The sequence below is a fragment of the Streptomyces sp. NPDC001222 genome, assembly GCF_042896945.1.
Lineage (GTDB): Bacteria > Actinomycetota > Actinomycetes > Streptomycetales > Streptomycetaceae > Streptomyces > Streptomyces gibsoniae.
In genome coordinates, this window is record NZ_JBIAXT010000054.1 from 26,734 (window position 1) to 38,185 (window position 11,452).

Sequence of the window (11,452 nt, forward strand, 5' to 3'; positions counted from 1 at the left end):
GGCGGTTCCCGGTCGAGTCCCCGTGACGGCAGCAAAACGTGGCGGCTGCGCGACGTCATGACCTCCGCCGAACGGGCGGACGAGCGAAAGGAATCACCGATGGCGCATCCTCTCCGGCTCCCGCGGCAGCGTCAGGGGGCCTCTCCCCGTACAAGACGCGGCGCGAGGACGGGGACCCTCGCCGCGCTGGCCGCAATGACCGTCACCACCGCGCTGCTCGGCACACCAGCATCGGCGACGGCCCCGGCACCACGGCCGCATCAGGCCGCGGACGCCTCCGTCCGCGGACTCGACGTCAGCGCCTACCAGGAGACCGTGGACTGGTCCGCGGTCTCCGCCGGCGGGGCCTCCTTCGCCTACGTCAAGGCGACCGAGGGCACCTCCTACATCAGTTCCCGCTTCTCCCAGCAGTACGACGGCGCAGCGGCGGTCGGCCTGCTCCGCGGCGCCTATCACTTCGCCAGGCCGGACAAGTCCTCCGGCAGCGCCCAGGCCGACTACTTCGTCGACCATGGAGGCGCCTGGCAGCCCGACGGCCGGACGCTGCCCGGCGTCCTGGACGTGGAGGCCACGCCGGGCCTGCCCGCCTGCTACGGGAGCAGCCCCACTGCGACGGTCCACTGGATCGCCTCGTTCGACGATGAGTACCGGCGCCGCACAGGCCGCCCACCGGTGATCAACACGAACGCGTCGTGGTGGTCGCAGTGCACCGGCAATTCCACTGCCTTCGCGGCCACCAATCGGCTCTGGGTCGGCAGCTGGACCGGTACTCCGCACCCCCTGCCCGACGGCTGGTCCACGTACGCCTTCTGGCAGACCTCCGACTCCGGCACGTTTCCCGGCGACCAGGACGTGTTCAACGGAACCGCGCAGGACCTGCGGAACCTCGCCGCCAACGGCACGTACACACCGCCACCACCGCCACCGGTGAGCGCATGGCCGATCGTCCAGCAGGGCTACAGCGGCCGCCAGGTGGCCACCATCCAATACCTGCTCAACGCCCACGGCGCGGCGCTATCGGTCGACGGCTCCTTCGGTACGGGAACCCGCGACGCCGTGATCGCCTTCCAGACCCGCAACCACCTCACCGCCGACGGCATCGTAGGCCCCAACACCTGGAAGGCGCTGATCACCACCGTCGGACAGGGCGACAAGGGCCCGGCCGTCACAGCGGTACAGGCCGAACTCAACGCCCACGGCGCCCAGCTGACGGCCGACGGCCTCTTCGGCCCCGCCACCCGCGACGCCGTGATCGCCTTCCAGACCCGCAGTCACCTCACCGCCGACGGCGTCGTAGGTCCCAACACCTGGCTGGCGCTGGTGAATTGACCACTGAGGCGCAGGCCGGCTCGGCGGTGCCTCAGCCCGCAGAGGAACAACGGATCACTCACGATTGGAGTCAACATGTCACAGAACAAGCTCATTCGCGCCCTGGGAGTCCTCGCCGTCACGGCGAGTGTGCTCGGCACCGCGGCCACCGGAGTCGCCAGCGCCGCCCCCGCTGCATCGTCCAGCGTCATGGCACCGGCGGTGCACGGCTGCAACTACACCACGTCCCAGCCCACCCTGCGCCCCGGTTCGTCCGGGAGCGCCGTCAAGGAACTTCAGTGCCTGCTGAAGTACTGGGGCTTCAACCCCGGCGCCATCGACGGCATTTTCGGTAGCGGCACCGAAAAGGCAGTCAAGCAGTTCCAGGCCTGGTGGCCGCTGGCCGTGGACGGCGTCGTCGGCCCCGACACCTGGACCGCCCTGAAGAGCTGACCGCACGGACACCGGTGCGGCGGGGCGCGCCCGGCCATGACAGGCCGGGCGCGCCCTGGCACCAGGCACGCGTGCCGGTGACCGTCCCCACTCTCGGGCCGGTCACCAGCCGCCTGCTTCATTCGGCGGTGCGCAGGCCCCCTCGCGGGGTGGCGCACCGCGTGCACGGCGAGCTGGGCGGTCCTTCTCGTCCAGATTTCGGTATGTCTCATGTGGCATCGGCGAGCGTGTCGAGAGGCTGGTCGCCCCCGTCGTCGCGGACGCTCTCGACGACGGGGGCAAACCCACCCCCCGGCTCCTCAACGACACCGGCGGACGTGACTCCTCCCCTCGGACAGCACCGGCCCCGGCAGCGCCGCCCCCGTCGCCCCGGCCGCGTCGGATCCCGCGGCCTCCGCACCGGCCACCGCAGCACCTGCCGGCAGTGGCAATTCCGGGAGCGGACTCGGCACGACCACCACGGTGACGACCAGGGCGATGAAGGGCTTGGGCAGCGTGGTCACCGACGACAAGGGGATGACCCTCTACCGCTACGACAAGGACCACTCGACTCCCTCCAAGTGGACGTGCGCCGGTGCGTGCACAAAGACATGGATCCCTGTCATCGTGCAGGACTCCGTACAGACCTCGGGAGTTGACAAGGGCCTTCTCGGCACGGTCCACCGGAACGGCATGAAGCAGCTCACCCTCGCCGGCTGGCCGCCGTACCGGTACGTGGGCGACACGGAGGCCGGGCAGGCGAACGGCCAGGGAAGGGACAAGGAGTGGTACCCCGTTACCCCGTCAGGACAGAAGTCCACCGTGACGGGCTGACGCCCGGAGCTTGATCACCGCCGGGCACCGGCCGCTTGTCGTGGGGCCGGCCGCGACTCCCCCCGCAGGCTCACCCTTCACGACGTCTCGTCAACCGTGCAGGGCGAATGCATCGGTCACGGCGGTGCGGTCGGCACCGAGGGCGAGCAGGAGGCGGAGCAGCACGCGGGCCTTGTACGGGTCGAGCAGGCCGCCGTTGACGAGTCCGCGGCGTTGCAGGTCGGTCTCGGAGCCGACGGCGCCGTACGTCTGGCGGAGCACCGAGCCGCTGCCTGCGCGGGAGGCGAGGACAACGGGGATCTCCTGGGCCAGTTCGCCGAGTGTGGGGGCGAGAGCGGACGGGACGTGACCTACGCCGAAGCCCGCAACGACGAGTCCCTGGTGGGTCCGTGGCACGTCGGCCAAGTGCGGGGCGTGGTCGTCGAGGGTGACCGTATGCAGGACGACCCGCGCCGCCGCGAGCGAGGCCCGGGGCGGAACCGAGAGCGGTTCCCGGCGTGACGGCCGTACGAGGATGCGCACTTGACCTTCGATGACGTGGCCTATCGGGCCGCTGTTGGGCGACGCGAAGGACGCGGTGCTCGTACTGTGGGTTTTGCGTACGCTGCGTGCGGCGTGAATCTCGTCGTTCAGGACGACCAGCGCGCCGAGTCCACGCGCTGTCGGCGCGGCTGCGGTGCGCGCGGCTGCCAGCAGGTTCGCCGGACCGTCAGGCCCGGCGAGGGTGGGATTGCGCATGGCTCCCGTGAGTACGAACGGAGCCTCGTGCGGCCAGACCAGATCGACCAGAAAGGCGGTCTCCTCCAGCGTGTCGGTCCCCTGAGTGACGACCACACCCGTGGCGCCGGCCTCTACGGCGCGAGAGGCCTCGTCGACCAGGTCGAGGACTTGAGTGAACGTCAGGTCCGGGCTGGGAACCGCATGGGTGTCGTGTACCTCCAGTTGCAGATCCACGAGCGCGGGCACGGCGGCGACGAGATCGGCACCGGTCAGACGTCTGACTCCGGCATCGGTGTGGCCTGCCATGGCGATGGTGCCACCGAGGGTGAACAGGGCAATGCTCATCGAGTTCCTCACGGCTCCTGCACGTGCCGGTGACATTGGCTGGGTGGTCCGCGCGAAGGCGCGCCGGAAAGACGCTCAACGCCTCACGATCGATGATGTGTCCGTCGGCCACCATGGGACGCGTCATTGCCATGATCTTAGTAGCGCAACGGCGTTTGCGCTGGCTGCTGCCCAGATTGGGTCGCCACCGCTGGGGCGGGGAGAGGACGGTGTCCTGGCTCGCCGGATGACGCCGCCTGCACCGCCGCCACGAACGCAAGGCCGATCACTTCCTAGCCTTCGTCGGTGTCCCACATCGTTCACGGATCGCATTGCCGCTACTTGAACTTCAGCTGCGTGCCCTTGGGCACGATCTGGATATCGAGTTCGACCTTGATGTTGGAGCCGACGACCGCGATGCCACGGGCCAGCATCGTCTTCCAGTTGATGGTGTAGTCCTCACGGTGCAACTCGGTGGTGGCGTTGACGGCCACGCGGGTCTCACCCTCCATGCCGACGCGGATGCCACCGTAGTTGGCGTCGAGGGTCACCGTGCGGGTGACGCCGTGCAGCGTGAGCCCGCCCGTGATCGCCCAGGTGTTTCCGCCGCGGTGCACGAAGCGGTCGCTGTAGAACTCCATGGTGGGGTAGTGCTCCACGTCGAGGAAGTCCGCGGACCGCAGATGGTCGTCGCGCATCTGCACATTGGTATCGATCGAAGCGGCGTCGATGACAACATGCATCGCCGAGTCCTCGATGGTGTTGCCGATCCGGATCGCGCCGGCGAAGTTGTTGAAACGGCCGTGGACCTGGGCGAGGCCGATGTGGCGTGCGGCGAACCCGACCCGGGTGTGGGCCTGTTCGATCTCCCATTCGCCGGGGTCGGGCAGCGGGAGTGGTGGGGCTGTCTGGAGTGTGATGTCTCCGGGGCCGGCCGGCCCCCCGTCGTCGGTGACCGGAATGTTGTCCCGGTAAGGGGCGAAACCCTCGGCGGAGACGGCCAGTCGGTATTCCCCGAAGGGAACCATCGCCACGACCAGGCCGTAGGGATCGGCCTCACCGCTCACCACCTTGCGACCGTGGCCGTCGTTCACCGTGAACTCGGCTTGGCCCAGGGGCTCGCCAACGGGGTCGAGGACCCGGCAGATCAGGAGACCCGCGCCGGGCGGCACGGTGAGTCCGGTGAGTGGGTTTCCCCTCCGCTGAGAGGCCTTCCGTCGGCCGAGAAGGCGGCTGATCATGGTGTGCGTACCCCTATACGGTCGCGCTCCGCGGGCCGCGCACAGCGCGACGTCGGCTGGCGACCCATGACGGATATGCATTCGATTCTTGCCCGTTCGATGCAATGTACAGGCAGGTCGAGGCTCTGCCTCAGCCGCAGTTGAGGAGTCCTGTGAACATGTTGCGGAGTCCTGTGAAAACGGGTCTTCAGGCGTTGCCGGCAGATGACGGCCATGCCGAGGGTGAGGAACGCTTCGTGAATGTCGTCGCGGACCTCCCAGCGTATGCGTAGGCGGCGGAACCAGTACGGGAAGACGTCCACCGCTTCGACGGCGCTGGTCGGCGCCGTGCCCGCCGCCTGGTGGCCGTGAAAGCCGGACTCCTCAGGTGGCTGCGATGACGTCCGGTCGCGCCCGGGTGAGGGGAAGGGGGACCAGCGGTGCAGATAGCTCACGGAATTGACTGAGGCACCGTACCGGCGGGGTTCGGCACCATTCTCAGCAGTGGCTCGGTGCTGCCGGCACTCCACATCATCCTGCGGGACCGAAAGAAGGCGGAGGCGTCCGACTGCAGGCAACGTGGTGGCGGCCACCACCACGGCCGGCGACGGCGCGTACGCCTTCACGGACCTCGCCGCAGGCGAATACACCGTGATCGCCGGCGTCTACCCGCCGGTCGCGCAGTCCGTCGCGCTCGGCGGCAGCGGCGGATTGGGCTTCGACGTCACGCTCGTCCACCTCGATGACCGAGACGAAGCAAGGGGTGGGCCGCGTCGCAGCAGTGCGACGCGGCCCACCCCTTGTCGGCCAGACAGTGCCGCCGTCAGAAGGCGCCGGTGCCGTTGGGTGTGCCGAGTCCGGTCGGCCCGTCGTATCCCGGCCCAGCAGTGCTGAGGTGACTGCTTCCGCAGAAGCCGTTGCTGCCCGAGGTGATGTCGTTGAGCGCCGCCGTGTGGCTGTAAGGGTACGAGCCGTTGGCGACCTGAGAGGTGTCTCCGGCCAGCGCGTAGACGCTGGCGATGATCGGCGACGCGGCGCTGGTGCCTCCGACTTGGACCCATCCGTCGGCGCCCTGTGCGAGGCCGAGCTGACGTTCGGTGTCGCACAGCGATCCGCCGCCGCAGTTGTTGTACGTGTCGTGGACCTCCATCCCGGTGTTGGGGTCGGCGACCGCGGACATCTCGCTGGCGGTGTGCTGGGCACATCCGGGGTCACGCTGCCAGGACGGGGTCCCGGCCGGGCGATGGAAGGGGCGGGGCGGGGCCTGCCCGCCCTCGGCCTCCCACTCGGGCACGACGTGACCGAGGCACAGCTGCGCGCTCTGGTCGGCGAGGGCCGGCACCCGCACGCCGACCGGCTTATGGCGGTGCAGCTGGCGGCAGGGAAGATGCTGGCGGCGGCGCATCGGGTCGGGGCGCTCGGTCGACGGGTGAAGGTCACCAGGGGCGACTGAGGTCGCCCACGTCCGCGTGGCTGTGGACGAGTTCGACCGGTTCAGCTCGACACAGGATCGGCGCCGGTGAGTCAGTGGATGAGGTGGAGGGTGACCTGAGTCTCGGTAGAGCTCGTGTTCACGGCGTGGACGTAGCCGCGTGCGGTGCGGTAGACGCCTGTGCCTCCAGTGATCGCCAGGGTGATGTCGCCGGGGCCGCCGCGGGTGATGGGGAAGACTCCCTGCACGGTGATCTCCCCTTTGGGCAGCGTGAGGGTGACCACGCACTGCACGGTGCTCGAATCGTCGGTGCCGGTACGGGTCGTCGCGCAGGTCTCGTCGTACGTGCCCACCGTGGTTCCGTTGTACAGGACATTCCCCGCGACGATGAGTTCGTCTCCCTGGCTGGGCCCGGGAGGGGGGAAATCGATGGAGTTGGCCTGCGTCGCCACCGCTGTCAGGCGAAGGACCTCTTCCTTGCCGCCGCTCGGCTGGGGGCCGGTGGCGGGTGCGGCGGCCGAGGCGGCGGGGGCGCAGCAGAGAGCGGCGGCCAGGCCGGTGGCCGCGCTCAGACCCAGACGGTTGATGTGGCGCATGGTGCTCCTGACGGTATCTGCGGAGCGGTCAGGTGACCGTGTGTCACATGAGATGCCGCGTCCAGGGCCAGCGTCGGGTCACGGGCACGCCACAGCCACTGCAGACCGACGACAGGGTGAGTGTCATACCCGGATGGTCCTGGTCGGCGTGTCGCTCACTGAAGCGCTCCGGGATCGGTCGAGGCTCTGTGCGTTGACGCCAGCCGCCGGTTGGGGCTGGAGCTGAGCGCAGTGGTTGGTCTCGTGTTCGTGGGGCGGGAGGTCCCGATGGCGGTATGGAGGCGCTGGTTTTGAACCAGTCGACCCATTCCGCGGTGTCGAGTTCGGCGTCGGCTAGGCCGTTTCAGGGCCTGCGGGGCTTGTGTGGCTCCGTCTTGTAGAGGGCGATCTGAGACTCCATGAGCGCGTTGTCCAGGGCGTTGCCGACGGCGCCGATGGAGGCGTCGATGCCGGCCTCGAGCAGGTGGGCGGTGAACGGGAAAGACGTGTATTGACTGCCGCGTCCGAGTGGTGAATGACTCCGGGAACCTCAGAAGGACGCGGTCGGAGATGCGCCGTCGCAGCAGCCGCACCGCCTCTTTGGGAGCCTTGCCGCGGGCCAGCTGCCGGTCGAAGTAGCCTGCGCCTTCCCCGCCACGGCGGACCTGCGTGACCGCGATCATCTGTAGGGCATGGTTGATGGCCCGATGTCCACCTCGGTTGAGGCGGACGTGGACCTTGTGCGAGGACCGGACCGGGATCGGGGCGGTGCCAGTGAAGGGCGCGAATGCATCCTTGGACTTGAACCGAGCGGTTCCGGCCGTCTCGCCGATGATGACGGCCGCGCCGAGCACGCCGCAGCCGGGGACAGCCAGCAGTGACGGCGCCAACCTCTCGAAACAGCTTGCGGAGCCGGGCCTCCAAACCTTCCGCCAGCTCATGCGCTGGTGCGAGCAGTGGCCCGAACGCCGCTTCGCGGTCGAGGGCGCCGGCGGCCTGGGCACGGTGCCCAGGGGCTCGTCACCGACGCGTACGCTGCGGCCGCCAGATCCGCAGGGCGCCTTCACGATTACGGGACGGGACGCTCGACCATGACCTCAGCGTCTCCCAGGCAAAGCCCGACCGCATTCCGAGGCGTGATCTGAGGTAGACGGGGCTCTTACCCGGCTGATGATGCCGACGACTGTGACCGAGGCCTCCGGGCGATGCCGACACTGCCCGGGAACACCCGGCGCATGCATACAGGGGATTCGAGGGAAGGAATCCGGGGGAGGGGATTCGGGGGAGGCGCCCCGTGTTCTATTACGTGCTCAAGTACGTTCTTCTGGGGCCGTTGCTGCGGCTGGTGTTCCGGCCGCGCGCGGAGGGTCTCGAGCATCTTCCGGTGGAAGGCGCGGCTATCGTTGCCGGGAATCATCTGTCCTTCGCGGACCCTCTTCTCATGCCCGCGGTCATGAAACGGCGCATCACGTTCCTGGCCAAGGCGGAATACTTTAGGGCGCCAGGCGTCACGGGCCGACTGACCGCGTTCGTCCTCCGCGGCGCCGGGCAGATTTCGGTGGACAGATCGGGCAGGTCCGCGGCGCAGGCGGCAATCAGGGAAGGGCTGGGGGTACTGGCGAAGGGCGAGTTGCTCGCGATCTATCCAGAGGGCACGCGGTCCCCGGACGGCCGACTGTACAAGGGCAAGATTGGGGTGGCCGTAATAGCGCTGGATGCGCAGGTTCCGGTGATTCCATGCGCGATGGTGGGGACCTTCCATATCTGGCCGTCGAGGCGTGTCCTGCCGAGGCACCGGCCGATCGTGATCCGTTTCGGGGAACCGCTGGACTTCTCGCGCTTTGCAGGGATGGTGCACCAGAAGACGGTGCTGCGGGCCGTCGCCGACGAAATCACGTACGCGATTTTGCGGCTGTCGGGCCAGGAGTACGTGGATCAGTACGCGGCCGACGTGAAGGCCGGACAGGCGAAGGGGCGGCGGCGGTGAAGTTCCACCGCCCCTTGGCTTCGATCCGGTCCAAAACGGCCGTCCGTTGTAAACGAGGGACGAGGCCGCGCCTGCGCAAGGGCGCGGCCTTCACTGCGTCGCGGGCTAGATCATCCTTGGGATGGGTCAAGCCGTCGTGCCTCCTAAGCGGAGTAGTTCGTTGTCTTGGTGGGAGGTCGCATGGGCGGCTGGGCGTACGGGTTCGCGGGCGTTCCGACGCGGGGGAGGACCGGCAGATTGCGGCGGGGGATGGGCCGGGCCAGGTGGTCGTTCGCGAGCGCCCGGGTGGTGCCGGCATGGTCGACGAGTTCGCGCAGGAGAGCACCGGCGACATGATGATGGCGGTCCGCCTCAGGCCGGTGGCCGGCGGAGACCGGCCTCCTGCGTTGCCTGCGATCTTTCAGGCGTGTGCAGGGCATTTTCAGCTGCCGGACCAGCTGCGTGCTCAGTGAGTACGGGCAGCGAAGAAGAGGACCAGCCTGACCTGTGTGATGTGTGCGGGGCGCTGGTCTTGGACAGCAGCCAGTGGTACGCGCTCGTGCGGGACTCGTCCACCGTGCATGCCGTTGATCCAACGTGCGATGGTCAGCGAAAGGTCATCGGGTACTCGCTCGAGCATCTGGCGCAGCTGATCGATCAGTACACGCGTCGCCCGTTCCTGGACGCTGAGCTGCGGGCTGGAAAGGTCGCTCGGGCGTTGTGGCAGCATCCGAAGGGGACCAGCGAGGAGGAGCTGGTCAGGGAGACCGGGCGGACCGCCGATCAGATCCAGCGGGCTGCGATGCGGCAGAACGCTGAGGCTCAACGCCGGATCGAGCAGTTCGGCCAGAACCGGCGTGATGGCCGGCATACACGCCGGTAGGGGCGACCACGTGTCTCGCCGGCGCAGGCGCTGGATGCGCTGTGGCAGCCGGTGCCGGCGTGCACGCATTGCCGTGCGGATACCGTGCTCGGCTTCATGGAGTACGCCGGTGGGGCACCGGGTGCGGCAGTCGGAGGGTGATCGCGTGCAGCTGGTCGCAGAATTTACCCAGAAACGTCTTGACTCGGGAGATATGGGGTGCATCGTGGTTGTTAGGCCATAACACCGAAAGAGTTTACAAAGTCGATGAGGACGTCTAGTCGACGGAGTGACTCGGACAGGATGTGGTTTAGGCCCCCGGCAAGCCGGCGCGATACCGAGGCGACAGTGACGACTGAAGCTTCAGGACACGCGCAGCACTACCGGGGACTGTTTTGCCCTCGCAGCCTTCGCACGGGCCCGGGCGTCCGGCGCGAAGGCTGTGGCACGCCAACTCTCCCAGCGGAATCGAACAGCACTAGGTGCTTTGTCCCGGGAGGTTGTGGACAGTCATGCGGGTCTGGCGCCGACGCGGCCGCACCCTGCCGCCCGGGACCGTGCCTGGCACAGCAGAGGGGAGAGGCTGGTCTCCCCGTCCTCGACATGGGCGGCCACCTCCTCCATGAGCTGCTGCGGACTCATCCGGGAGTCGTCCGCGTTCGCTCCAACTGCTTGAGGAGTTCTTCGACCCGGCCGTGATCCGCGATCTCCTTGTCCGCGATCCGGTCGCCGCCCTCACGTGCTCACGCACCGCCGGGCACAGGTACTGCTCCTCGGCAACCGAGTGCCGCACCAGTTCGATGGCGGCCTCGTCGACGAGATCACGCAGTTCCTGGCCCCCGTCGGTCATCCCCTGGATCCTGGCGAAGATCTCCTCGACCTCCCGGTGGTCCGGTCATCAGTTCCTGGATCACGTTCCCGCCATGCCCCATCGTGCATCTGCCTCTTGTCCGTCATGTTCACGGCGGGTGCCTGCCGGCTCGCAGACACTGATCTCCGACCCGGCAGCCCCATGCGCGGCCCGGCCACTCGCCTCACCCGAACGGGATCGGCCGGAGCGCGCCAGGAACACGCACCCGGCGTGCCGGGACCGCGCGTCCGTCGACATCGCCCGTACCGTGGCGTGAAGAACGGGAAGCGGTACGCACCGGCGGGCAGAACGCATTGCCATCACGCGACAGGCCACCTTTGCACGAAAGACAAGCCCGAGATCAACTATTGGCGGCTAACGACGCTGCTGGTGGGGGCCGCCAGGCGGCGGCTCATGAGCCTGGTGATCGACCACAGGATGACGGTCTCGCTGACGTCGGTGCGTCGCTCGTAGTCACGGACCAGACGCTGGCTGTGTGGAAGCCGGGCGAAGGATCTTTCGACGACCCAGCGGCGGGCCAGGACCTGAAGCCGCCGACATCGCCGCTGCGGCGGACGATGACGAGGCCGAGTCCGAGGTGCTGGGTGGTCCAGTCGCTGAGGCGGCCGGTGTAGCCGCTGTCGGCCCAGACCCGCGCCAGCCGCACCGGCGGGCCGGACGCCGCAGTGCGGTTCGGACCGCGCAGGTCGGGTCGGCGAGGTCCGCGCCCTGACACGCACGAGGAGCTCTTCCCGACTGAGCACTCGGCGGCGAGTTGCGGGTCGTCCCTCGGCCAGGAACTCGTAGTGCATTCGACAGGCGGCCGTGCGGGTGGGTCATGTCCCCTGTAGTGGTGTAACCGTGCCGGGTTGATCTTCAGCCGGATAGATCTTGTCCATGCTGCCTTCGGGCAGGTAGCGGCGGGGGAA

At 68.3% G+C, this 11,452-nt stretch carries 14 protein-coding genes and 2 pseudogenes; 7 read left to right on the top strand and 9 right to left on the bottom strand.

Features of this window, described 5'->3' with window-relative positions; translation table 11 throughout:
* Window positions 1-195: 195 nt before the first annotated feature.
* The 3 genes from ACFY2Z_RS39185 (at window position 196) to ACFY2Z_RS39195 (ending at window position 2,574) form a co-directional block, all read left to right on the top strand.
* Window positions 196-1,329: a GH25 family lysozyme gene (locus tag ACFY2Z_RS39185; protein ID WP_390748772.1), complete on the top strand. Its 1,134-nt coding sequence runs from the start codon at window positions 196-198 to the stop codon at window positions 1,327-1,329.
* 75 nt (window positions 1,330-1,404) lie between these two features.
* The gene (locus ACFY2Z_RS39190; RefSeq protein WP_390748773.1) at window positions 1,405-1,761 is read left to right on the top strand and encodes a peptidoglycan-binding protein; all 357 of its coding nucleotides are present in this window, start codon (window positions 1,405-1,407) and stop codon (window positions 1,759-1,761) included.
* 462 nt (window positions 1,762-2,223) lie between these two features.
* Complete coding sequence (locus ACFY2Z_RS39195) at window positions 2,224-2,574, top strand: hypothetical protein (protein WP_390748774.1); 351 nt, start codon at window positions 2,224-2,226, stop codon at window positions 2,572-2,574.
* 90 nt (window positions 2,575-2,664) lie between these two features.
* Here the strand turns inward: ACFY2Z_RS39195 and ACFY2Z_RS39200 are convergent, their stop codons facing one another.
* From ACFY2Z_RS39200 to ACFY2Z_RS39210, 3 genes are all read right to left on the bottom strand, one after another.
* Complete coding sequence (locus ACFY2Z_RS39200; protein ID WP_390748775.1) at window positions 2,665-3,639, bottom strand: asparaginase; 975 nt, start codon at window positions 3,637-3,639, stop codon at window positions 2,665-2,667.
* Window positions 3,640-3,956: 317 nt separating this feature from the next.
* Window positions 3,957-4,859, bottom strand: a complete 903-nt coding sequence (locus tag ACFY2Z_RS39205; RefSeq protein WP_390748776.1) for a YceI family protein — start codon at window positions 4,857-4,859, stop codon at window positions 3,957-3,959.
* An 802-nt stretch (window positions 4,860-5,661) separates the two neighbouring features.
* On the bottom strand, window positions 5,662-6,132 hold the full coding sequence (locus ACFY2Z_RS39210) for a subtilase (protein WP_390748777.1): 471 nt from the start codon (window positions 6,130-6,132) through the stop codon (window positions 5,662-5,664).
* 3 nt (window positions 6,133-6,135) lie between these two features.
* Between ACFY2Z_RS39210 and ACFY2Z_RS39215 the strand changes: the two genes are divergently transcribed.
* The gene (locus ACFY2Z_RS39215; RefSeq protein WP_390748778.1) at window positions 6,136-6,291 is read left to right on the top strand and encodes a hypothetical protein; all 156 of its coding nucleotides are present in this window, start codon (window positions 6,136-6,138) and stop codon (window positions 6,289-6,291) included.
* Between the two features lie 71 nt (window positions 6,292-6,362).
* Here ACFY2Z_RS39215 and ACFY2Z_RS39220 read toward each other — a convergent pair whose 3' ends face one another.
* Window positions 6,363-6,866 (bottom strand): hypothetical protein, encoded by a 504-nt coding sequence (locus ACFY2Z_RS39220; RefSeq protein WP_390748779.1) that lies wholly within the window; start codon window positions 6,864-6,866, stop codon window positions 6,363-6,365.
* 155 nt (window positions 6,867-7,021) lie between these two features.
* Window positions 7,022-7,786, bottom strand: coding sequence for a transposase (locus tag ACFY2Z_RS39225; RefSeq protein WP_390748780.1), 765 nt, complete (start codon window positions 7,784-7,786; stop codon window positions 7,022-7,024).
* Window positions 7,787-8,139: 353 nt separating this feature from the next.
* Here ACFY2Z_RS39225 and ACFY2Z_RS39230 point away from each other — a divergent pair, with 353 nt between their 5' ends.
* Window positions 8,140-8,832, top strand: a complete 693-nt coding sequence (locus ACFY2Z_RS39230) for a lysophospholipid acyltransferase family protein (protein ID WP_390748781.1) — start codon at window positions 8,140-8,142, stop codon at window positions 8,830-8,832.
* A 296-nt stretch (window positions 8,833-9,128) separates the two neighbouring features.
* Window positions 9,129-9,284, top strand: a complete 156-nt coding sequence (locus ACFY2Z_RS39235) for a hypothetical protein (protein ID WP_390748782.1) — start codon at window positions 9,129-9,131, stop codon at window positions 9,282-9,284.
* Here ACFY2Z_RS39235 and ACFY2Z_RS39240 read toward each other — a convergent pair.
* Window positions 9,278-9,682 (bottom strand): hypothetical protein, encoded by a 405-nt coding sequence (locus ACFY2Z_RS39240; RefSeq protein WP_390748783.1) that lies wholly within the window; start codon window positions 9,680-9,682, stop codon window positions 9,278-9,280. The genes ACFY2Z_RS39235 and ACFY2Z_RS39240 overlap by 7 nt on opposite strands.
* A 27-nt stretch (window positions 9,683-9,709) precedes the next feature.
* Here ACFY2Z_RS39240 and ACFY2Z_RS39245 point away from each other — a divergent pair.
* Window positions 9,710-9,835, top strand: a pseudogene (locus ACFY2Z_RS39245) (DUF6233 domain-containing protein); the annotation flags it as partial.
* A 348-nt stretch (window positions 9,836-10,183) separates the two neighbouring features.
* Here the strand turns inward: ACFY2Z_RS39245 and ACFY2Z_RS39250 are convergent.
* The 3 genes and pseudogenes from ACFY2Z_RS39250 to ACFY2Z_RS39260 all read right to left on the bottom strand — a co-directional run bounded on the left by ACFY2Z_RS39250 (window position 10,184) and on the right by ACFY2Z_RS39260 (window position 11,335).
* Window positions 10,184-10,315 (bottom strand): hypothetical protein, encoded by a 132-nt coding sequence (locus tag ACFY2Z_RS39250; RefSeq protein ID WP_390748786.1) that lies wholly within the window; start codon window positions 10,313-10,315, stop codon window positions 10,184-10,186.
* A gap of 145 nt (window positions 10,316-10,460) precedes the next feature.
* Window positions 10,461-10,523, bottom strand: a pseudogene (locus ACFY2Z_RS39255) (hemerythrin domain-containing protein); the annotation flags it as partial.
* Between the two features lie 365 nt (window positions 10,524-10,888).
* Window positions 10,889-11,335, bottom strand: coding sequence for a transposase (locus tag ACFY2Z_RS39260; protein ID WP_390748784.1), 447 nt, complete (start codon window positions 11,333-11,335; stop codon window positions 10,889-10,891).
* Window positions 11,336-11,452: the final 117 nt, after the last annotated feature.

Coding starts and splice junctions, on each gene's coding strand:
- ACFY2Z_RS39260 (WP_390748784.1), bottom strand. CDS start 11,335: ATGCACTACGAGTTCCTGGCCGAGGGACGACCCGCAACTCGCCGCCGA.
- ACFY2Z_RS39200 (WP_390748775.1), bottom strand. CDS start 3,639: ATGAGCATTGCCCTGTTCACCCTCGGTGGCACCATCGCCATGGCAGGC.
- ACFY2Z_RS39240 (WP_390748783.1), bottom strand. CDS start 9,682: ATGCCGGCCATCACGCCGGTTCTGGCCGAACTGCTCGATCCGGCGTTG.
- ACFY2Z_RS39235 (WP_390748782.1), top strand. CDS start 9,129: ATGGTCGACGAGTTCGCGCAGGAGAGCACCGGCGACATGATGATGGCG.
- ACFY2Z_RS39225 (WP_390748780.1), bottom strand. CDS start 7,786: ATGAGCTGGCGGAAGGTTTGGAGGCCCGGCTCCGCAAGCTGTTTCGAG.
- ACFY2Z_RS39220 (WP_390748779.1), bottom strand. CDS start 6,866: ATGCGCCACATCAACCGTCTGGGTCTGAGCGCGGCCACCGGCCTGGCC.
- ACFY2Z_RS39185 (WP_390748772.1), top strand. CDS start 196: ATGACCGTCACCACCGCGCTGCTCGGCACACCAGCATCGGCGACGGCC.
- ACFY2Z_RS39190 (WP_390748773.1), top strand. CDS start 1,405: ATGTCACAGAACAAGCTCATTCGCGCCCTGGGAGTCCTCGCCGTCACG.
- ACFY2Z_RS39250 (WP_390748786.1), bottom strand. CDS start 10,315: ATGAGTCCGCAGCAGCTCATGGAGGAGGTGGCCGCCCATGTCGAGGAC.
- ACFY2Z_RS39205 (WP_390748776.1), bottom strand. CDS start 4,859: ATGATCAGCCGCCTTCTCGGCCGACGGAAGGCCTCTCAGCGGAGGGGA.